This is a genomic window from Flavobacterium sp., from assembly GCF_036405015.1.
Classification (GTDB): domain Bacteria; phylum Bacteroidota; class Bacteroidia; order Flavobacteriales; family Flavobacteriaceae; genus Flavobacterium.
Map to the genome: position 1 here is coordinate 38,095 of NZ_DASWYK010000091.1, position 22,640 is coordinate 60,734.

Genomic DNA, 22,640 nt, shown 5'->3' on the forward strand with positions numbered 1-22,640 from the left:
TTTTCACTAACATTAAATTTATCAAAATGAAAAAATATACAATACTATTGCTTTTACTTACTGCAGGTTTGCAATATTCCTGCAATGAGGATCTGGATCCTACAGTATACAGCAGTTTAACCACTACAAACGGATATCAAACCAAATCAGATGCTATAGCTTCTGTCAATTCTATTTATGGAAGATTAAAAGGCCCTGCTGTGGGAGATAATTTTTCCTATTGGGCAACCCGACATTTTGCATTAACAGATATCGCAACAGATTTAGGTCACTGCCAATACGGAGGTGATCCTGGACAATTATCTCTAGGAACCTGGAGTTCTACAAATGGTTTGCTATTGGAAGACTGGAATGCCATGTATAAATTAATCGCAAATGCCAATACAGCTATTTATTACATCGGAAAAATGTCTTCAATTTCAGAAATTGAAAAAGCACAGTTTATTGCTGAAGCCAAATTTCTAAGAGCATCTGCTTATATGGATTTGACTGACTCTTGGGGTCCAGTTATTTTAATGACAGAAGAAAATTTAGCAAATCCAAAATATTTAGAACAAACACCACCAACTCCAGTAGAAGAAATTGATGCTTTTCTTGTAAAAAATTTGACTGAAGCTGCTGCTGTTTTACCAGTTAACTATAAAGCAAATGCTATTTACAGCAGTAATGATGTTGGTCGTGCTACAAAAGGAGCCGCACTTACTCTATTGGCAAAACTTTACTTGCGTAGCCATGATTGGCAAAAAGTAGTTACACTTACGCAACAAGTAATAGATTTAAACGAATACCATCTTTATCCTTCTTATTTAGGTCTATTCAAAGAAAGTAACAAATGGTGTAGCGAAAACATCTTTTCATCTTTGAGTGATGCCAATACAAACGGAACCGAATTACTTAACCATTTTGGGCCAGTTGACCACCCAATTGTTCAAAACAGATGGCAGTATTATACTGTAAATTGGGATTTCTACAACACTTTTGGCAACGAAGATGACAGAAAAAAATGTTTTTTCCCAGAATTTATGGGAACAGACGGTTTATTACACAAACAAGCTCCTTCATTAGGAGCTGAGCCACCAGCTGGTGAATTTTATATGCCTGACGTTTCTACAAGAAAATATGCCGATGACGAAACAACAACTTATTATGATGGTCATAGTGTAAACATTTTACGTTATGCCGATGTTTTGTTGAGCAGAGCCGAAGCATTAAACGAAATCAGTGGGCCGACTTCAGAAGCAATAGATCTGATTAATCAAGTAAAAGCAAGATCGCATGCAAAACTTCTTGTTTTGGCAAATTATAATCAGTCAACTCTGAGAGATGCTATTTTGCAGGAAAGAGGATGGGAACTTTTTTATGAGGGAAAACGTCGTGCAGATTTAATCAGAATGAATAAATATGACGTTTTAGTAAATGCATATCATTTAAGAGTTGGTGAAGCAGCCTTAATTAAAATGCCACAAAATAAATATTATACCTATCCACAAAGTCAGGTAGATCTTAACCCAAAATTAAGCAACGCCGACAGACAATAAAAATACCTAATCGGGAATAGACAGTAAAAATGTCTGTCTATTCCTGATTTTACACCAAAAAAGTACTTTCTATTTCATAAAGAAGCTTTTCAGATGATAAAAAAAATAATAGCAAAAGGAAGTTTTATTTTAGCCTTGTTTACAATAGTAAGTTGTTCTAAAAACCAAATTATCTCCAATATCAATATTGGAATTCATGGCAACAACGAATTGAAAATTCAAATCGATGTTACTACGAATGACCAAGCTCAGGTATACGCAGAATATTGGTCGGACAAGGAAGGATTAAAAAGTAAAGTAACTACACCTATTTCAAAATCAGGAATTAAACATTCACTGGTTCTTTGCAATATTAGACCAGAAACCAGTTATAGTTATCAATTATTTACTGTATTCAATGGCGATAAAGTACCAAGTAAAGTTTATAATTTTAAATCAAGAAAATTACCAGAATGGCTTCAAAAACAATTCAAAGCCAATTGTCCAAAACCTGAATTATTACCTGAAAATTTCAAAAAAGGTTTTATGCTTTTAGCCAAAAGAGAAACCCCAGGAACGGCTTATATTGTTGACTACAAAGGAAATTTAAGATGGTATCATACCGTTGAAGGAACAGGATTTAAAGTCGCTCATTTCACAAAAGAAAAAACAATCATCTCTATCTTAGGAACAAACGACGAACCAACAAGCTATGGAAGTGAGATTCTGGAAATCAATCTTCAAGGCGATACTTTAACTCATATTAAAAAAGGAGAAGGTGATTTAAAACAAACCATTCATCACGAAATCATTAAAAAATCGGCTAACGAAATTGTCACTTTAACAGTTGATCAAAAGATAATGGATTTAACTTCTATCGGCGGAAAAAAACAAGACACGATTAATGGAGACGGGATTTTAATTTTAGATAAAAAAGGAAAGCAACTTTGGAAATGGAGTGTTTTTGATGATTTAGATCCTTTAAAAGATAAAGATTTATTGAAAACTAAAAAAGACTGGACACATGCCAATAGTCTAAATTATGATAGAGATGGAAACTTCTTAATTTCTTTCTATAATAACGGTCAAATTTGGAAAATTGATTCTAAAACCGGAAAAGTCATCTGGAAATTAGGAAAAGGCGGAAACATGAAAATGGCGCCAGAAACTAATTTTTCTCAAGCCCATGCCGCACACATCGATCAAGAAGGAAGCTTGCTCTTTTTTGATAATGGTGTAGATAAAAAACAATCTTCTGTTTTTGCTTTAAAAGTAGACGAAAAAAACAATACAGTAAAGCTAGATTATCAGATTAAATTACCAAAAGACATTTACAACGACAGAATGGGAAGCGCTTATATGATTGATAAAGACGCCATATTATGCTGCTGTTCTAAAAGACATATTACCGTTTTAACGAATAAAAAAGGAGTGCTTTTATGGGCTTTAGAATCTGAGATTCCGCCATATCGAACACAGTTTATTGAAGAAGGAGAAATGAAACCTTTTCTTCTCAACTAAAAATAATCTTCCTGCAAGGTTTTCAAAACCTTGTAGGTCTAATATAAAACCGATACCTACAAGGTTTTGAAACCTTGCAGGAAAAAGACAAGATTAAAAATTTTACATTATGAAAAAACTAATTCTTATCGGACTTTTTTCAGCAATGCCAATTGTTGTTTTCAATTCGTGCACGAAATCAAATTCTCAAACTTTAGCTTTAAAAACAGTTGAAGAGAAAGAAGATGAAGAAAATTATATCACCATTGATACTTCGAAAATTCCAGACGATCAATTTGGAGAATCGGTTCGTTACGGAAGAGAATTAATGATGAAAACGGCTTATTATATTGGTCCAAACGGAATCAACGGAAAATATTTGGGCAATAAAATGAACTGCACCAACTGCCATCAAGACGCGGGAACAAAACCTCATGCGTTCAATTTAATGTCTTCACACGATAATTATCCACAATATCGCGGACGCGAAAACAAAGTGCTTACACTAGCAGAAAGAGTTAATAACTGCATTATGCGTCCGCATTCTGGAAAACCGCTTCCGTTGGATAGCAAAGAAATGGTTGCCTTTTTATCTTACTTTAAATGGATTAGCAAATTTGTTCCAAAAGATGGTAATTTTAAAGGAGCGAAAAATTTAGAAATCGAATTTCCAGATGTTGCTGCAAGTCCCGAAAGAGGAAAAGTATTATTTGCTGAAAACTGTGCAAGATGTCACGGAAATAATGGCGAAGGAGTTTACAATGCAGACAAATCAGGCTACACTTATCCTCCGCTTTGGGGGCAATACGGTTATCAGCCAGGTTCAAGTATGCATCGCGTAATCAAACAAGCACAATGGTTAAAAAGTAATATGCCATATGACAAAGTTCAATTAGGAAAACCATACCTTACAGACAAAGAAGCTCTTGATATCGCTGCTTATGTAAATGATGACGCAGTACATACAAGACCAAATCCAAAAACACTTGATTATCCTGACAAAACTGGTAAGCCAATTGATTATGCTCACAGCCCGTTCAATGATAATTTTTCAGAAGAACAGCACAAATATGGTCCTTACAAACCAATTATCGCCTACTGGAAAAAGAATGGTTTGAAACCTGTTTACTAAACTCAAAAAATCCTATTTAACCTGATTATACAATACAATGAAACTAAACCTAAAAAACAGAGCACTTTTAAGTAGAATAATGATAACGTGTCTTTTCACAATCAGTATTTCGCTTACTGCACAAATAAAATATTCAGATGGAAACAACAGTTGGAATCCAAACCAATTAGGAAACCATCGTGCTGTAATTGCATTTTCTGGTTCGGGAAATGTTGCCAAAACAACTATAGAATGGCGAAGAAGAGATACAAATCCGGAACTAAAAAAGATTATCGTTCAAGATGCGTCTGGAAAAGAAATTCAAAACATCAAAACCGAAAATATCAATAGAGAAAACGGAACTATTTTCTTTGAACCTATTTCAGGTAAAGGAACATATTACGTTTATTATATGCCATATATTGACGAAGGAACTGCCAATTATCCAAAAGGAATTTATGCAAAACCAGAAAACAAGGCAGATGCGCAATGGCTTTCTAAAATTAAATCAAATACAGTAGATAATTGTTCTGTTTCAGAAATTCAAAGTATTGACGCATTCAATAGTTTTTACCCAATGGAAGTTATTGCAACGGCTTCAGAAACTAAAGATTTGTTGGCAAAAAACAGCGGAAACTCTTTCTTAGTTTTTCCAGAGGACAGATTGCATTCAATCAAATTAAAATCAGATTTACCACAAAGATGGATTCAAAAAGGTGTCCAAAATAGTTTTACTGATACTGCCATGAAAGGTGAATATTTAGCTTTTCAATTAGGAGTTTATGCGCTTGAAGATTTACAGAATGTAAAAGTGACTTTTTCAGATTTAAAAAGTGGTGGAAATACAATTGAGGCTAAAAATATAGCTTGTATCAACACAGACGGAACTAAATACGATGGTAATCCTTTCACAAATACAGTTTCTGTTTCAAAAGGAAAAATTCAGGCAATGTGGTGTGGCATTGATGTTCCTCAAAATGCAACTGCAGGAACTTATACAGGAAAAGCAATTGTTACTGCTGACGGAAAATCAAAAGAAATCAATCTCCAAATAACAGTTTCAAACGAAGTAACCAAAAACGGCGGAATTGACAGTCCAGAAAAAATGACGCGTTTAAAATGGTTAAACTCAACTTTAGCGCAAGAAAACACCGTTATTGCTCCTTATACTCCACTAGCAGTAAACAATACTGAAATCTCTTTATTAGGAAGAAAACTGACTTTAGCACCAAACGGATTCCCTGCTCAAATCCAGACTTATTTTACTCCTGAAATGACTTCTGTAGGAACAAAAGCAAATGATGTTTTAAGTGCTCCAATTGATTTTCATTTTGTTGATGCCTCTGGAAAAGAAACACAATGGAAAAACAATGGTGTACAATTCACTAAAAAAGAAGCTGGAACGGTTTCTTGGGAAAGCACTTCGACTTCAAAATCGGTTCAAATGGATGTAAATGCTTCTGTTGAATTTGACGGTTTTGTTCATTATACAGTAAAAGTTACTGCTCTTGAAGATGTTTCTTTTAATGATATTAATTTTCAAATGCCAATGCAGCCAGCATCTGCAAAATACATGATGGGATTAGGTCAAAAAGGAGGTGATCGTCCTGCAACTTTCGACTGGAAATGGGATGTTGCGCATAAAAATCAAGACGGCGCTTGGATTGGAGCCGTAAACTCTGGATTACAGTTTTCTTTAAGAGACGAAAAATACAGCCGCCCTTTAAATACTAATTTCTATTTACAAAAACCTTTATTACTTCCAACTTCATGGGGTAACGAAAATAAGGGCGGCATTAGCATTACACCAAACCAAAAATCGGTTGTAGTAAATGCATATAGCGGCGCTAGAACAATGAAAAAAGGTGATGTTTTATATTACAACTTCAACTTGTTGATTACGCCTTTTCATACTATCAATACCGATTTCCAATGGGATACGAAGTTTTATCACAAATACAGCCCAATCGATTCTATTGCTAAAACTGGTGCAACGGTAATCAATATTCACCATGCAAATGCGATCAATCCCTATATCAATTATCCTTTTATCGAATTTAAAAAGATGAAAACTTATATCGATGAAGCGCATGAAAAAGGTTTAAAAGTAAAAATCTATAATACGGTTAGAGAAGTTTCAAACAAAGCTTATGAGACTTTCGCTTTAAGAAGTTTAGGTCACGAAATCTATTCTCCAGGAAAAGGAGGCGGATTCTCTTGGTTGCAAGAACATGTTGGCGAAGATTATATTGCAGCTTGGTTTGTGCCAGAAATTAAAGATGCTGCAATCGTAAACAGCGGAATGAACCGTTGGCACAATTACTACGTAGAAGGAATGAATTGGCTAACGCAAAATGTTGGTATTGACGGAATTTATTTAGACGATGTTGCTTTCGACAGAATCACAATGAAACGTATCAAACGTGTGCTTACAAAAGACGGTCATCCTGGAATTATCGATTTGCACAGTGCCAACCAATACAACAAAAGCGACGGATTTAACAACAGCGCCAATTTATACATGGAGCATTTCCCATACATCAATAAATTATGGTTTGGAGAATATTTTGATTATGAAAAAAATCAGCCTGACTTTTTCTTGACGGAAGTAAGCGGAATTCCATTCGGATTAATGGGAGAAATGCTTCAAGATGGTGGAAATCCATGGAGAGGAATGGTTTACGGAATGACAAACAGATTGCCTTGGAGCGATGGTGCAGACCCAAGACAAATCTGGAAATTATGGGATTCTTTCGGAATTAAAGGTTCTGAAATGATTGGATATTGGAGCGAAAACTGCCCTGTAAAAACCAACAACGATAAAGTTCTAGCAACTGTCTACAAAAAGAATGGAAAGACTTTAATTTCAATAGCAAGCTGGGCAGATGCGGATACAAAAGTAAAACTGACAATCGACTGGAAAAAACTGGGAATCAATCCTTCAAAAGCAACAATTACAGCTCCAGAAGTTCTTAAGTTTCAGCCTGCACAAACTTTTAACGCAAATGATGAAATTCCAGTTTCAAAAGGAAAAGGCTGGTTGTTGATTGTGAAGTAATTAAAGATTACAACAATTACATCGTGCCATTTGTCATTTCGACGAAGGAGAAATCACACTAGAAACTCCGCATAGAAAATCGTCAATCTTTGTCGATTTACGAGTGTGATTTTTCCTTCGTCGAAATGACAAAAATGCGGGAAAACAACCTTAAGCTATCCAACTAATTATAACCACAAAAAACAGCTTCTCTATATGAAAATTAAACCTTTCTTATCGATTCTACTTTTTGGAAGCCTCTTTGTCTCTGCACAAAATAAACCAACCGTAAAAGAATACAAAAAAGTATTTACCACATACCCGTTTTCAGATCCCGATCCGATTCCGAAACCGGATACTAAATTCTATCCGTATTTCCGTTTTGACGGTTTTACAGACAAACCCATTCAAAAAGAATGGAAAGTAATCGAAATTGAAAATGATTATATCAAATTGATGATCTTGCCAGAAATTGGCGGAAAAGTTTGGTCGGCTATCGAAAAATCAACTGGAAAAGACATTGTTTATAATAATCATGTTGTAAAATTTAGGGACATCGCCATGCGCGGACCGTGGACAAGTGGCGGCGTTGAAGGTAATTACGGAATTATCGGTCACACACCAAATTGCGCTACTCCCGTCGATTATAAAATCATAAATCGAGAAGACGGAAGCATCAGTTGCATTATTGGAGTTTTAGATTTATTAACGAGAACATCTTGGAAATTAGACATTAATCTCCCAAAAGACAAAGCTTATTTTACCACAAATTCGTTTTGGTCCAACACAACCGAATTTGAACAACCTTATTATACTTGGATGAATACTGGAATAAAAGCAGCTGAAAATCTGCAATTTATTTATCCGGGACAAACTTATATTGGTCATAACGGAGAATACAATTCTTGGCCAATTGACAAGGAAAACGGCAAAGATTTGTCTTTCTATAAAAACAACAATTTTGGAGGTTATAAATCGTATCACGTATTCGGAAAATACGATGATTTCTTCGGTGGATATTACCACGACGAAGATTTCGGAATGGGAAGATACGGCAATCATGATGACAAACCGGGTAAGAAAATCTGGATTTGGGGACTGTCTCAGCAAGGCATGATTTGGGAAAAATTATTAACAGATACTGACGGACAATATGTAGAAGTGCAAAGCGGAAGATTGTTTAATCAGGCAAGCGAAGGCAGTAATCTTACGCCTTTCAAACAGCGCTCTTTTGCGCCTTATCAAACCGATACTTGGACAGAATATTGGTTTCCTGTAAAACAGATCAAAGGTTTTGTAAAAGCTAATAATTACGGTTCTGTAAATATTAAAAACGAAAATGGCTGGTTGAAAATCTATTTTTCTCCACTTCAAAAATTAAACGACAAAATCGAAGTTTTTGAAAACGACAAAAAAGTATATTCTAAAGATATTGCCTTAAATACGATGCAAACTTTCAAAGATTCCATTCAGATAAAAGTCGATTCGAATAAATTGAAATTTGTTTTGGGCGGAAATAAATTGGTTTGGAATTCTGCTCCAGAAGACGGGAACATTAATCGCCCTGTCGAAATTCCAAAAGATTTCGATCATAATTCTGTTTACGGATTGTATTTACAGGGCAAAAATTACATCAGTTTTAAAGATTATATTCTTGCTGAAGAAAAACTAAATGCGTGTCTAAAATTAGATGCTCACTACGCTCCTGCTCTTTCTGCATTGTCTTCTTTGCAAATCAGAAAATTAGATTATAAAAACGCTGTAAATTCAGCAAGCAAAGCTTTATCAATTGATACTTACGATCCTGCTGCGAATTATTTTTACGCTTTAGCGAATTTTCATTTAGGAAATATTACCGACGCAAAAGACGGTTTTGATATAGCTGCCGCAAGTGTAGAATTCAGAAGTCCTGCTTATACTGCTTTAAGCAAAATTTATTTAGCTGAAAATAATTTGCCAAAAGCTGTTGAATATGCTGAAAAAAGTTTAGTAAACAATCAATATAATACAGAAAGCTTACAAGTTTTAGCGGTTTTATATCGTCTTCAAAACAACTCTGAAAAAGCAAATTCGGTTTTAAAAACACTTACAACTCTTGATCCGCTGAATCATTTTGCTGATTTTGAAAAATACCTTTGGAACAATTCAAGCGATTCAAAAAATGCTTTTACTTCTGCAATTCGAAACGAAATGCCAGAGCAAACTTTCCTTGAATTAGGAATTTGGTATAGTAATATAAGTCGAAAAGAAGAGGCGATAAAAGTGTTTTCGATTGCTGAGCCAAGCGCCGAAATTATTTATTGGAAAGCATTCTTAGAAAATAAACCAGTTGATATCAGTAAAATTAAACCCGGAACGAGTTTCCCTTTTAGAAATGAAACTGCTGAAATCCTAAAATCATTAATTAAAACAAATGATCAATACCAATTAAAATATCATTTAGGTTTAATTGAATGGAATCGTAATTCACTTTCTGAATCAAAAGAACTGTTTTCGCAATGTGGTACAAAACCAATTGATCCTGCTTTTTACGGAGCAAAAGCTTCTTTATTTAAAGATGATGCGGCAATCGTTTTGGCAAGTTTGCAGCAAGCTATAAAATTAGATCCGCAAGGTTGGAGGTACCATAAAATGTTGGCCGAACATTATATCGCTCAAAAACAATTTGATAAAGCATTAGCAACAGCTGAATCTTTCTATAAAAAACACCAAGACAATTATTTGATTGGAATGCTTTACGCTAAAACTTTATTACTGAACAAAAAATACCGCGAAGCAGATGTCTTTTTAACCAAACTGCAAATTCTTCCTTTCGAAGGTGCGATTGCTGGAAGACAACTCTATCATGAAGCCAAACTAATGCAGGCTTTGGCAGAAATGAAAAACAAAAATTATAAAAAAGCATTACAATTTATTGCCGATGCCAAACTGTTTCCAGAGAATCTAGGTGTTGGAAAATCGTACGACGAAAATATCGACGAAAGGTTAGAAAACTGGCTAGATTATCAATGTTATTCTAGTCTTGGAAACAAAGAAATGGCTTCAAAATCTTTGGATAAAATTGTCGCTTTTCATCCAGTAGTGGATAATACGGTAATGAACTTTTTACCAGCAAATCAATTGGTTTCTGCTTGGGCGATTGAAAAAACATCTTCTGCTCAGGAAGCCGAAAAATGGTTAAAAAATCAAGCCTCTTTATATCCGACAAATAAAATCGTTCAGTGGAGTTTATTGGCTTACACTAAAAAACAATCGAATATTTTAAGCGAAGATGAAAAAGATGGTGAAGTCAGAATTATCGAAAAATTGTAAAGAACTTTCTAAAACAATAAAAATGAAAAAGCATTTTTTAAAATATACTTTTTTGGGTCTTGTCCTTTTAGCAACTCCAAAAATAGAAGCACAAAACAAAGCAGATGAATTATCTATTTATCGTGCTACTCCTACGAAAACGCATGATTTAGTTCATACCAAATTGGAAGTTTCTTTCGATTACGGAAAGCGTTATTTGTACGGAAAAGAATGGATTACTTTAAAACCTCATTTTTACGAAAGCGATTCACTGAAGCTTGATGCAAAAGGAATGGAGTTTAAAGAAATTAGTATTTTTGAGGGTAAAAAAAATATTCCTTTACAATACAAATATGATAATGAAGAGCTTTCTATTGCTTTAAACAGAAAATATAAAAACACCGAAAAATATACGATTTTCATTAATTATACAGCAAAACCAGAAGAACTAAAAAGTAAAGCGGGAGAATCTATTGTTGATTCTAAAGGTTTGTATTTTGTAAATCCTGACGGAAAAGCCGACAAACCAACTCAAATTTGGACGCAAGGCGAAACAGAAGCTTCTTCTTGCTGGTTTCCAACAATTGACAAGCCAAATCAGAAAACAACTTCTGAAATTGCTATGACTGTCGATGCAAAATACACGACTTTATCAAACGGAAAATTGGCTTCTCAAAAAGTCAATAAAGACGGAACCAGAACCGATGTTTGGAAAATGGAACAGCCCAATGCACCTTATTTATTTATGATGGCGGTTGGCGATTTCAAAATCTACAAAGACTCTTACAACGGAAAAGAGGTCAGTTATTATTTGGAGCCAAAATATGCGCCATACGCCAAACAAATTTTTGGAAAAACGCCTGACATGATAAATTTCTACAGCAAAATGTTGGGTGTAGAATATCCGTGGGCAAAATATTCGCAGATTGTGGTAACCGACTTTTTTGGTGGCGCAATGGAAAATACTTCAGCAACTGTTCATGGCGGATATGTACAAAAAACGGCAAGAGAATTATTAGACAATAACGAAGAAAGCACTGTAGCACATGAACTTTTCCATCAATGGTTTGGAGATTTGGCAACTGCTGAATCCTGGTCAAATTTAACGATGAACGAATCTTTTGCTACTTTTGGAGAAGTACTTTGGCATGGTCACGATGCTGGACAAGATGCCGAAGACAGATCACGCTATGAAAAACTTCAAAATTATCTTCGTTCGCAAAAAAATGGAAACAGCGAGATTCTAGCACGCTTTCATTATAAAAAAGCAGATGATATGTTTGACAACATTAGCTATTCTAAGGGTTCAATTATTTTATATGCATTGAAAAACCAAATGGGTGACGAAGCCTTTTTTAAATCTTTAAACCAATATCTAACCACAAATGCGTACAAATCGGGAGAACCGCATCAGTTGCGTTTAGCGATGGAAGAAGTTACAGGAAAAGATTGGTTGCCTTACTTCAATCAATGGTATTTTAACGCTGGAAGTCCAATTCTGGATGTGACTTACAAATACGATAATGGAAAAATTATCATTACAGTAAATCAATCTCAGGATAGTGCAGTGCAAACATTTACACTACCATTAAAAGTTGATTTTTACACAAACGGTACTAAAATAAGAAAGGATATTTTAATCAATAAAAGAGAGCAAAGCTTCACTTTTAACCTTCCTTCAAAACCTGATTTTATAGATCTCGATCCAGATAAAATATTAGTTGGGGAAATTAATGTAGATAAAAAAACTGCGGCTGATTATCTTTTTCAATATAAAAATGCATCATCTTATTATAACCGAATTGAAGCTATAAAATTTGCTTCTAAAGACAGAAGTCAGGAATCTCAGCTTATTTTATTGGAAGGTTTAAAAGATCAACAGGAAGACTTAAGAGTACTAAGCATCAAAGCAATCGATTTGAATGAAAAGCAAACCAAAGATCTGGTTTTAAAAACGCTTCTTGATATTGCAAAAAATGATAAAAAGACAATTGCAAGAGCAAATGCCATTATAAAATTAGCTTCTACAGGTGATCTTTCTTATAAAAGTTTAATGGAAGAAAGTACAAAAGAACAATCATACAACGTAATTGCTGCTGGAATTACAGGATTAACAAAATATACACCAACTGAAGCTGACAAAGCATTAGCATCATTAGACGACGATACAAAAAAACATGTAACGCCATTAATGAAAAGGTTTAGTAGTCAAAAATAATTATTAAAATCCTTGGATTGTTTTGTTTTTGAAAACCTCTCTAATTTGGTTCATTAGAGAGGTTATTTTTAATCTGAAATTGAACAAAATTTAATTTAAACACATAGAAACATAGATTTTATTGCTTCTGTTTAAGATTACTGAAAAAAGCATGCTTTAACACATAGTTCTATGCGAATTGAAATTAGTGAAACGCCTTTTTTTAAGTTTACAATAACTATGTTTCTATGTGTTAAAAATTCACGTAACGAATTAAAACAGCTACTGTATTGCCATTAAACAACAAATAACTTACCTATGAAAACTACCTCTTTTAAATTCTTAATAGTCCTTTTTCTTTTGTTCGGATGGACAATTGCTTCTGCACAAATGATTAAGACCAAAACGCCTTCACGTCCAAAAGGACAGCAAGACGTTCTGCGAATGGCAGCAGAGCCAATTCCTACTGTTCGTGTTGCTTTCATCGGATTGGGTATGCGCGGTCCCGGTGCTGTTGAGCGTATGACACATATTCCGGGTGTTGAAATTGTGGCGCTGTGCGATATGACTCAAGAAAACACAGCAAAATCAAATGAAATTTTGACGAAAGCTGGTTTTCCAAAAGCACAAGAATTTTACGGTGATGAAAATGCTTGGAGAAAAGTTACTGCACTTCCAAACGTAGATTTAGTTTATGTCGCAACAGATTGGAAACATCATGCTATAATAGGAGTTCAAGCCATGAAAGACGGAAAACACGTTGCCATAGAAGTTCCAGGAGCTCTAACAATGAAAGAAATTTGGGAATTGATCGACACTTCTGAAAAAACGAGAAAACACTGTATGCAATTAGAAAATTGTGTTTACGATTTCTTCGAATTGACAACATTAAACATGGCTCAGCAAGGTTTGTTTGGAGAAATCCTTCATGCTGAAGGTTCTTACATTCATGGTTTACAGCCATTTTGGGGAGAATACTGGAACAATTGGAGAATGGATTACAACATTAAACACCGTGGAGATATTTACGCAACTCACGGAATGGGACCAGCTTGCCAAGCTTTAAATATTCACCGTGGCGACAAAATGAATTTCTTAGTTTCTATGGATACAAAAGCGGTTGGAAATCCTGCTTATATCAAAGAAAAGTCTGGTCAGGAAATTAAAGATTTTAGAAACGGAGATCACACCATGACCATGATTCGTACTGAAAACGGAAAAACAATTCAGATTCAACATGACGTTACTTCTCCTCGTCCGTACAGCAGAATGTATCAGTTAAGTGGTACAAAAGGTTTTGCAAATAAATATCCATTAGAAGGTTATGCGCTTGATGGAAAAGAATTGAGTGACGATGTAAAACCAAATCACGAAAAACTAAGCGCGCATTCTTTTGTTCCTGAAGAAGTTAAAAAAGCTTTGATGGAAAAATACAAACATCCAATTGCAAAAGGAATTGAAGAACAAGCTAAAAAAGTAGGTGGCCACGGCGGAATGGATTTTATTATGGATTATCGCTTAATTCACTGTCTCCAAAAAGGACTTCCATTGGATATGGACGTTTACGATTTAGCAGAATGGTCTTGCCTTGGTCCATTAACAGAAATTTCGTTAGACAATAATTCAGCTCCCGTAGAAATACCAGATTTTACACGTGGAGGATGGAATAAGTTGAAAAAATTAGAATTCTCAGAATAAATATTGGTTAGTTAGCAAGGGACAAGAGGGCAAAGTAGATGTTGCTCTCTTGTCTGTTTTTAAGCCTTTAATAAAACAAAAAAGCCATCCGATATTTTCAGATGGCTTTTATTATTTGGATAAAAAAATTAGTTCCAGTTGAAAGTAATTTTCTTTTCTATTTCACTGCTTAAACTTAAGAATACTGGACAAGTCATTGCAGCACGTTCCAAGATTGTTCTGCTTTTTTCGTCGGCAACGCCTTGCATTTCAAAAACGATTTCAATTGCTCCGATTCTTCTTGGCTCTGCATTCATAATTTTGGTTACTCCGGCTGTTGAACCAACAAAATCTACTTCCATATCACGAGCTTTAATACCCATAATGGTCATCATACAGCTTGCTAAAGCGTTTGCCACAGTATCTGTTGGTGAGAAAGCCTCACCTTTTCCGTTATTATCTAATGGTGCGTCAGAAATGATTTCACTTCCTGATTGCACGTGAATTGATTTTGTTCTTAAATCGCCTAAATAGGTTACTTTTGATGTCATTAATTTGCTACTTTTAAAGTTAAGTCACTATCGTAATATAAGATGTACACCCCTTTATTAGCGTGTCCACCATCTTCTTTTCTGTAATATTGAAATTTATTATCTACTTGTTGTGTAGTCATCATATCGGCAGTCTCTTGAAATGTTTTTCCTTGTACCAAACGCATCATCGTATCAAAAGTTACATCAAATCCTCTTGTTGCATAAGTTGTTGGATTGGCTTTGTTTTTCAAACGGTACTGTTTTTCATAAATTAAAACCGATTGCTCATCACTTTCACGAGTCACAGAAGGATACATTAATTTTAATTTCACCAAATTATCAAAATTGATTTCGTCTGTATCTAATGTGCTGTTCGGTTCTAAAATCACCAATTGTACCTGGCAGGTTTTCTGCGAATCAATCATTGCTTTTATTGTCGCTTTAACCATTGCTGTGTTTCCTGTTTCCATTACCACATAATTCATTCGATTTGGAATTAATAAGCTTTTTAAACTAGCCACATCCAAACCACCTGTTTCTGTCAAAGATGCAAATGCAACTCCTCTCTGATTTTGTTTGATATAGTTGATAATCGATTCTTTCTTCTTATCTACAACCGCTACTATATTTCCGTTTTTAGAACGCATATAATCAAAAACAGAATTTCTGATCACATCACTTGCCGGAATAGATTGGTATAAATTCTCAATTGGATTTGCACTATCTTTTGACAATGGAGAGATAACTGGAACATTATACAAACGAAGTGTATTTGCCGTTGCTTCAGCATTATTTTGATAAAATGGTCCAATTACAGCATCTGCATCCTGAAGTTTTGAAATCAAGCTTGAAACATTAGAAGTCGTTTTGGTTTCCTGCGAATCATAAATAGCAACATCAATTGGCAATTTCAAAGTTTTAGCTGAGTCAATTGCCATCATAGCTCCCGAATAAAAATCTAAAGTCATGTTTAAGAACTTATCATTCTTTATTCTGTTTGACGTTCCCGCTGTATCGCTTTGTACTTTAGCTAAATTAAAAGGAAGCAGTAAAACCACTTTTTTACGCTCGTTTGTTTTCTTTTTAGTCAGCGCCACAACCTCAGAGTCATTTTCTTCTGATTTCACTTTATCAATAATCTTGATTCCGCCACCAGTATTCTCAACAGGTTTACTAGAATCAGTTGTTTTATCAGGTACTTGTGCTGCAATAATTGGTGCAGGAGCAATATATCCTGCAGGAACTTTCAAAACCATTCCTTCTTTGACTCCTTCAGAAAGTGATGGATTTAGTGCTAATAATTCTTCTTGCGACAAATGAAAAACTCTTCCTAAACTATAAAAAGTTTCTTTTGGTTTTACCTGATACTCCATGTAAGAAACTGCTTTTTTAGCTGTTTCTGCTGGTTTCTTAGTTTCAACCGCTTTTGCTGTTTCTGTTGGAACATGATCTGTTTTTGGAGCTGTTCCTTTAATAGTCAATCTATAACCAACTGGCAAATTGGCAACAATATCTGGATTACGTTTTTCTAATTCTGCAACAGTCATATTGTACTGTTTTGCAATACCAAATTTTGTCTCTTTTGGCTGTACATCGTGATATACGTATTTTTCTGCACCTTTTTCTTTTACAGGTTTTGCAGCAGTTTTAGGAGCTGATCCTTTTGCAGGAATTACCAATTTTTGTCCGATTTGAACGCCGGTTTTTTCTAAGAAAGGATTTGCCGCTTTTAAAGCTTCATCCGAAATTCCGTATTTTTTCTCGATGCTGTAAAATGTTTCTTTTGGCTGTACTTCATGAATCACTTCTTTTCCAGAAGCAGTTGCCGTTTTGGTTTCAGCAACTTCTTTTTTAGCTTCTCCCGTTTTCGTCGGAATCAGCAACACAGCGTTAGCAGTCAGACCATTTCTCGCATCTGGATTCAGCTGGTAAATATCATAAGGCGTAACCTTAAATTTCTGTGCAATCTGATTAATAGTTTCTCCACTGGACACTTTATACTTAACCACTTTTTCCTGAGAAAAAGCGTTTGAAGAGATAAAGAATACAAAAGATAATAGTGTTAAATAATATTTCATAATATGGCTTAAAATCATTTTAATTTCTATTCAAAAGCAATTTACAAATTTTCCTGAAAGCAAAATTCGCGCCGTTTGTTTACTCTCTCAAAATTACCTCAAATCGATTTCGACTTTGGCAATTATGATTTCTTTATATAACTCATCTTCTTCTTTTTTCTTGCATTGATAAAGCACTTCTTCCATGTTTTCGAATTTATCGCTGTAAACATAGTACGAAAGGCTGTTAATATTGAAAAAGAAACTAGCGTTAAAATCACCAGAATCAATGAGTTTCATAATAAACTTATCTCGCTCAACTGCGTCTGTAAATATACCCAAAACTAAGTAATACCCATTGGAAACTTCTCTAAGATTATCATAAACTTCCACTTTTACTGTTTTGTCGGCTCTTAACGGATTGTCTTTCAATTCCTGTTTCATTTCTTCCAAAGAAATTATTTTTGAATTTTCGGCCGTATTATTTTTTTTCTGCTTTTTAACAGCTTCATCCTGGTATTTTTTCAGTTTGACCAAAGCCAATTTATCGTCAAATTTTCTAGCTTCCATACTATAATAAGAAGCTTTACTGATATGTCTTTTTACTTCTATTTTTTTCTGAATATCTAAAGAATCAATCTTTGCAATCAATATCTGATTTTGTGCATCACCTTGCTCCTGCTCGATTTTATAACGTTTAATTTCATCTAGAGAAAGTCTTTGTTGAATTGAAGTGACATTACCGTTTTTCTCGCTTTCGCGGATTTTCTTCTTATACTCCTGATTTTCCTCAACTGCGATTTTCTCTACCTTATTCATCAAACCGGCATAAACTTTTCTGTTTTCTGCCAATTCTTTTTTCAGTTGAGAAGACAATTCGTTTGTTTTGTTGATTCCTTCAGAAGATTGTTTTTCCAGTCTTTTAGATTCTTCAACATTCAGAATATCCATTCGTTTTAATTCTTTCAAATCGTTGTTCATCGAATTCACCAACGAATCTAACTTTGTCATTAAAATATCTTGAACATTTTTATTGGCTTCTAAAACCAAACGAAGTTTTTCAACCGAATTTTCTTTAGAACCATTCATATCGTTCAGATTTACTTTCAAATCATTAATTTTTATAATTTTCTGATTCATTTCTTTCTGAACTATAAGACGATCTTTTAAATCATCAATCTCGACCGTTTTGGCTTTTGTTTTTTCGACAACCACTTGTTTTTCGGCCAAAGCCAACATCAATTCTTCGTTTTCGTTTGTTGGTTTTATTGCTGCGGTATTGATAGCTAATTTGTTTCCGACAATTAGTCCGTTTACGATTTCTGGATTTTGAGATTCTAACTGGTCAATTGAAATTCCGTATTTCTTAGCAATCGAAAACTTGGTTTCTTTTGGTTCTACAACATGAAAAATCGTTTCCTGATTAATCACACGAACTCTTCCGTCTAAAGTTTTTCTTTTGTTTGGAATTAAAATCGTCTGACCGATCTGTAATCCATTTTGAAGAATGTCTTTGTTTAAATTTTCTAAATCCTGAACCGAAACATTATATTGTCTGGCAATACTAAACAAAGATTCTTTAGCCACAACCTGATGTGTTGCTTTTGAAGAAATCGCAGTTTCTGATTTATTTGAAGTATCTGAATTTTGAGGAATTATTAATTCTTGACCAATCTGAAGTCCGTTAGCCAAAATTTCCTGATTAGCATTTTGAATGGCTTCTACCGAAATGTGGTATTGTTTAGCCAAACCGAAAAGTGTTTCTTTGGGCTCAACGATATGAGTTTGTTGCTTTGAAGTTGCATTTTCTGAAGAATGAACTGGAATCTTTATAATTTGATTATCCTTGATTCCGTTTTTCGATTCAGGATTAAGCTGGTAAATCTCATCTATAGAAACCTTATATTTTTGGGCAATAAAATAAGCAGTTTCTCCCTTTTGAATCTTGTGCTCGATAATTGAATCTTGCGCAGTTATTTTGTTAAAAGACAAAACAAAGACAAGAGAAATCGTTAAAAGTTCTCTCATAAATAGTAGGTTATAAAAAATTAAGGCCTTACAAATGTAAGACCTTAATTTTAAAATATGCTACTATTCCCACTCAATTGTTGCTGGTGGTTTTGAACTAATATCGTAAACAACACGATTCACACCTTTTACTTTATTGATAATGTCATTTGACACTTTCATCAAGAAATCGTAAGGTAAATGAACCCAGTCAGCAGTCATACCATCTGTTGATTCTACAGCTCTAAGCGCTACTACTTTTTCGTAAGTACGCTCGTCACCCATAACACCAACAGAGTTTACAGGAAGCAAAATTGCTCCAGCCTGCCAAACTTTATCGTATAATCCCCAAGATTTTAATCCTTCGATGAAAACAGAATCTACATCTTGCAAAATTCTCACTTTCTCTGGAGTAATATCTCCTAAAATTCTAATTGATAATCCAGGTCCTGGGAAAGGGTGTCTTCCTAATAATTCTGGATCTATTCCTAATGAAGCTCCAACTCGTCGCACTTCGTCTTTGAAAAGCATTCTAAGTGGTTCAACAATTTTTAATTTCATGTAATCTGGTAATCCACCCACGTTGTGGTGCGATTTAATTGTAGCAGATGGACCTTTTACCGAAACAGATTCGATAACGTCTGGGTAAATTGTTCCTTGCGCCAACCATTTTACGTCTTCTAATAAGTGCGATTCATCATCAAAAACTTCGATAAATACACGACCAATTGTTTTACGTTTTGTTTCAGGATCACTGATTCCTGCTAATTCGCCAAGGAAACGATCTCCTGCGTCAACACCTTTTACATTTAATCCCATTCCTTTGTATTGATCTAATACATTTTGGAATTCATTTTTACGTAAAAGTCCGTTGTTAACGAAGATGCAATATAAGTTTTGTCCGATTGCTTTGTTTAATAAAACAGCTGCTACAGTAGAATCTACTCCTCCAGATAAACCAAGAACCACTTTGTCGTTTCCTAGTTTTTCTTTCAATTCTGCTACCATTTCTTCTACGAAAGCATTTGGTGTAAAGTTTTGAGGAACTTCAGCGATTTTCACTAAAAAGTTCTCTAACATTTTTGCTCCTTCTGTAGAGTGGTAAACTTCTGGATGGTACTGAATTGCATAAGTAGTTTCGCCTTCAATTTTGTAAGCTGCGTATTCTACATCATGCGTACTCGCTAATTTTACAGCATTTGTTGGAAGCGCTTTGATACTATCGCTATGACTCATCCAAACTTGACTGTTTGGTGAAACCCCGTCAAAGAAAGTTTCATTTTCTTTAATATAAGACAAGTTTGCTCTACCATATTCTCTAGTGTTTGAAGCTGCTACTTCTCCACCGCTGAAATGTGCTAAATACTGAGCTCCGTAACAAACAGCAAGTAAAGGCATTTTACCTCTAATTTGCGATAAATCAGGATGTGGTGCATCTTCTCCTCTAACAGAGAAAGGGCTTCCTCCTAAAATTACGGCTTTATAACTTGATAAATCACTTGGAATGTGATTGTAAGGAAAAATTTCGCAGAATATATTTAATTCGCGAACTCTACGCGCAATAAGCTGAGTATATTGCGACCCGAAATCTAAAATAAGTACGTTGTGTTGCATGCGCAAAAGTACTTTTTATATTTGAAATTGAAAAATCGGAACAATGAAAAAAAAATATTTTTTTTCATTGTTCCGATTTTAGGTTCAAAGGAACAAAGGAACAAAGGTTCAGAGGTTGATTTAAGAGACGCCAATCTTTGTAACTTTGAACCTTTGTAACTTTGTTACTCTAAAGAAAAACCATTTCCCGAAAAAACTCGTATCTAGACAAAAACCCATTTAAATTTAACTATGAAATCAAAACTTATTGCCCTGACCATTTGCCTATCCGTTTTTCTAACATCTTGTAATACTGTAGATGATTTATTATCCTTCAATATTTCAAACAGCGCTTCTATAAAAATCAAAAGTACTTCGCCAATTAATCTGCCTTCGGAAATAATCACTCCAGAGGTTACAACGAATTCTTCAGCTGAATTTGAAAACAATAAAACAAAAGCAAGTTTGGTGAAAGATGTAAAAATCAGGTCTCTTAAATTAACTATTTCTGATCCGTCTGATAAAACTTTTACATTCTTGAAGTCTGTTCACCTATATATTTCAACAACAAATTCAGACGAAATAGAATTGGCTTATGCAGATGATATCAACGTATCAAGCAACACAATTGACTTGGTTTGTACAGATAAAAGATTAGATCAATATATAAAAGCAGACAGTTACAAAATCAGAACTCAAGTAACCTTAAAAGAAACTTTAACAAAAGATGTTACAGTAAAAGCAGATATGAAGTTTAGAGTTACTGCTGATCCATTTTAATCAAAGGAGCAAAGACTCAAAGCTACAAAGGTTCAAAGAAACGAAGTTTAAAACTTTGTCGCTTTGAACCTTTGTCACTTTGTAACTCGCGCTGAAAGCGCCCTACTCTTTCGTCACAACAATCGACGCCTTAAATCCTGCAGCGAGATTATCCCAGTAATCACTTGTTACCATTTTTCCTTTATCATCAAACACTTGTATTTCTGCGGTATTTCCGCCAAGTGTACCTATATTTAAAGCTTCGAAGTCTAATTTGTTGAAACCTTGTACCAGATTAATTTTAACCTGCTGAAAACTGGCATCCAATAAAAGTCGGTCACGAATTACCTGATCATTTGAAGATACTTTTACCAAATCGCCATCAATCGCCCCAAAATCACGGAATTTAACAATGAAATATTGTGATTGGGTTTTGAAATCGCCCAGCGAAATATTTTTCTTTACCAAAACGCCACGACCTTCTCTTAGTCCAGCATCTTTTAATGCTTTATTCAGATCTTTTTCCATTTTGTCTACGTAACGATCGCCAGGATTAGCAAAATCAGTTTCAGTAGACATGGTAAATTTGCTTTTTTCTTCTCCAATCTGAAATTTCGATTTTGGAGTTATTGTAGTATTTTCAAAAACATTTGGAGTTTTAATGGCTGGAATATCGCTCACATCTGCCTGTGGATCTTTTACCTCAGGAATTGGAGTCTTTTTGGGTTTTGCGCTAAACTTGGGTGCCGGAATAGCTTTGAATTTAGAATTAAATTCGGCTTGGGCTGATACTGACAACGCAGTAAAAAATAATATGAAAAATAATATGTGCTTCATTGAATAGGTATTATCGAATCGGCTTTTATAATTAGTATAAAATCAATAGTCCAGCATCACAAAAATAATACAATTTAGTTAGGCTCGGCAACTTTAGAAGTTTTATAACAATAAATTAAGCTAATTTTTGGAAACAAAAAACTTGCCAAAATCTATTTGACTTTCAAAAAATAAATTTCAAATTCTAAAACTTTAAATTCCAAAATTGACTTTAAAAGTTACCATTTTTTAACCTTTAAACACATTTAGAATTTTGATTTCTAACAACTTATTCTTAACTTCAATACTTTATTTTACCATTTATAAAATCTCAATAAAATGGATTATATCGATTATTACAAAGCATTAGATGTTACTAAATCTGCTACAGAGGCGGAAATCAAAAAAGCATATCGAAAACTGGCTCGAAAATACCATCCTGATTTGAATCCGAATGATAAAGAGGCTGAAAAGAAGTTTAAAGAAATCAACGAGGCCAATGAAGTTTTAAGCAATCCGGAAAACCGAAAAAAATATGATAAATA

At 34.4% G+C, this 22,640-nt stretch carries 14 protein-coding genes; 9 read left to right on the forward strand and 5 right to left on the reverse strand.

Annotated elements, in window-relative coordinates:
• Positions 1 to 26 precede the first annotated feature (26 nt).
• The 7 genes from VGE71_RS07590 to VGE71_RS07620 all read left to right on the forward strand — a co-directional run bounded on the left by VGE71_RS07590 (position 27) and on the right by VGE71_RS07620 (position 14,351).
• Positions 27 to 1,538 carry a RagB/SusD family nutrient uptake outer membrane protein gene (locus VGE71_RS07590; protein ID WP_331137788.1) on the forward strand — a complete coding sequence of 504 codons (1,512 nt, stop codon included), beginning with the start codon at positions 27 to 29 and terminating at the stop codon, positions 1,536 to 1,538.
• A 93-nt stretch (positions 1,539 to 1,631) separates the two neighbouring features.
• Positions 1,632 to 3,038 carry an aryl-sulfate sulfotransferase gene (locus tag VGE71_RS07595; RefSeq protein WP_331137789.1) on the forward strand — a complete coding sequence of 469 codons (1,407 nt, stop codon included), beginning with the start codon at positions 1,632 to 1,634 and terminating at the stop codon, positions 3,036 to 3,038.
• 109 nt (positions 3,039 to 3,147) lie between these two features.
• Complete coding sequence (locus VGE71_RS07600) at positions 3,148 to 4,149, forward strand: c-type cytochrome (protein WP_331137790.1); 1,002 nt, start codon at positions 3,148 to 3,150, stop codon at positions 4,147 to 4,149.
• Between the two features lie 37 nt (positions 4,150 to 4,186).
• Complete coding sequence (locus VGE71_RS07605) at positions 4,187 to 7,186, forward strand: glycoside hydrolase domain-containing protein (protein WP_331137791.1); 3,000 nt, start codon at positions 4,187 to 4,189, stop codon at positions 7,184 to 7,186.
• 195 nt (positions 7,187 to 7,381) lie between these two features.
• Positions 7,382 to 10,477, forward strand: a complete 3,096-nt coding sequence (locus VGE71_RS07610) for a DUF5107 domain-containing protein (protein ID WP_331137792.1) — start codon at positions 7,382 to 7,384, stop codon at positions 10,475 to 10,477.
• Between the two features lie 22 nt (positions 10,478 to 10,499).
• A complete protein-coding gene (locus VGE71_RS07615) occupies positions 10,500 to 12,674 on the forward strand; it encodes a M1 family metallopeptidase (protein ID WP_331137793.1) in 2,175 nt (724 codons plus the stop codon).
• Between the two features lie 297 nt (positions 12,675 to 12,971).
• Positions 12,972 to 14,351, forward strand: coding sequence for a Gfo/Idh/MocA family protein (locus VGE71_RS07620; protein WP_331137794.1), 1,380 nt, complete (start codon positions 12,972 to 12,974; stop codon positions 14,349 to 14,351).
• A gap of 128 nt (positions 14,352 to 14,479) precedes the next feature.
• On the opposite strand, the gene VGE71_RS07625 is transcribed toward VGE71_RS07620, so the two are convergent.
• The 4 genes from VGE71_RS07625 to guaA all read right to left on the reverse strand — a co-directional run bounded on the left by VGE71_RS07625 (position 14,480) and on the right by guaA (position 20,541).
• Entirely contained in the window at positions 14,480 to 14,881 is a 402-nt protein-coding gene (locus VGE71_RS07625) for an OsmC family protein (protein WP_331137795.1), read from the reverse strand.
• Positions 14,881 to 16,941 (reverse strand): PBP1 and LysM peptidoglycan-binding domain-containing protein, encoded by a 2,061-nt coding sequence (locus VGE71_RS07630; protein ID WP_331137796.1) that lies wholly within the window; start codon positions 16,939 to 16,941, stop codon positions 14,881 to 14,883. The genes VGE71_RS07625 and VGE71_RS07630 overlap by 1 nt, the downstream gene beginning before the upstream one ends.
• Before the next feature lie 93 nt (positions 16,942 to 17,034).
• Positions 17,035 to 18,948 (reverse strand): lytic transglycosylase, encoded by a 1,914-nt coding sequence (locus VGE71_RS07635; RefSeq protein WP_331137797.1) that lies wholly within the window; start codon positions 18,946 to 18,948, stop codon positions 17,035 to 17,037.
• Positions 18,949 to 19,011: 63 nt separating this feature from the next.
• Positions 19,012 to 20,541: a glutamine-hydrolyzing GMP synthase gene (gene guaA, locus VGE71_RS07640; RefSeq protein WP_144214717.1), complete on the reverse strand. Its 1,530-nt coding sequence runs from the start codon at positions 20,539 to 20,541 to the stop codon at positions 19,012 to 19,014.
• Between the two features lie 231 nt (positions 20,542 to 20,772).
• Here guaA and VGE71_RS07645 point away from each other — a divergent pair, with 231 nt between their 5' ends.
• Entirely contained in the window at positions 20,773 to 21,300 is a 528-nt protein-coding gene (locus VGE71_RS07645; protein WP_331137798.1) for a hypothetical protein, read from the forward strand.
• A gap of 102 nt (positions 21,301 to 21,402) precedes the next feature.
• Here VGE71_RS07645 and VGE71_RS07650 read toward each other — a convergent pair whose 3' ends face one another.
• A complete protein-coding gene (locus tag VGE71_RS07650; RefSeq protein ID WP_144214719.1) occupies positions 21,403 to 22,116 on the reverse strand; it encodes a hypothetical protein in 714 nt (237 codons plus the stop codon).
• A 318-nt stretch (positions 22,117 to 22,434) separates the two neighbouring features.
• Between VGE71_RS07650 and VGE71_RS07655 the strand changes: the two genes are divergently transcribed.
• Positions 22,435 to 22,640: DnaJ domain-containing protein (locus VGE71_RS07655; RefSeq protein ID WP_331137799.1), on the forward strand; the 206-nt coding region annotated here is incomplete at its 3' end.

Coding starts and splice junctions, on each gene's coding strand:
- VGE71_RS07605 (WP_331137791.1), top strand. CDS start 4,187: ATGAAACTAAACCTAAAAAACAGAGCACTTTTAAGTAGAATAATGATA.
- VGE71_RS07610 (WP_331137792.1), top strand. CDS start 7,382: ATGAAAATTAAACCTTTCTTATCGATTCTACTTTTTGGAAGCCTCTTT.
- VGE71_RS07650 (WP_144214719.1), bottom strand. CDS start 22,116: ATGAAGCACATATTATTTTTCATATTATTTTTTACTGCGTTGTCAGTA.
- VGE71_RS07630 (WP_331137796.1), bottom strand. CDS start 16,941: ATGAAATATTATTTAACACTATTATCTTTTGTATTCTTTATCTCTTCA.
- VGE71_RS07600 (WP_331137790.1), top strand. CDS start 3,148: ATGAAAAAACTAATTCTTATCGGACTTTTTTCAGCAATGCCAATTGTT.
- guaA (WP_144214717.1), bottom strand. CDS start 20,541: ATGCAACACAACGTACTTATTTTAGATTTCGGGTCGCAATATACTCAG.
- VGE71_RS07615 (WP_331137793.1), top strand. CDS start 10,500: ATGAAAAAGCATTTTTTAAAATATACTTTTTTGGGTCTTGTCCTTTTA.
- VGE71_RS07620 (WP_331137794.1), top strand. CDS start 12,972: ATGAAAACTACCTCTTTTAAATTCTTAATAGTCCTTTTTCTTTTGTTC.
- VGE71_RS07645 (WP_331137798.1), top strand. CDS start 20,773: ATGAAATCAAAACTTATTGCCCTGACCATTTGCCTATCCGTTTTTCTA.
- VGE71_RS07635 (WP_331137797.1), bottom strand. CDS start 18,948: ATGAGAGAACTTTTAACGATTTCTCTTGTCTTTGTTTTGTCTTTTAAC.
- VGE71_RS07590 (WP_331137788.1), top strand. CDS start 27: ATGAAAAAATATACAATACTATTGCTTTTACTTACTGCAGGTTTGCAA.
- VGE71_RS07595 (WP_331137789.1), top strand. CDS start 1,632: ATGATAAAAAAAATAATAGCAAAAGGAAGTTTTATTTTAGCCTTGTTT.
- VGE71_RS07625 (WP_331137795.1), bottom strand. CDS start 14,881: ATGACATCAAAAGTAACCTATTTAGGCGATTTAAGAACAAAATCAATT.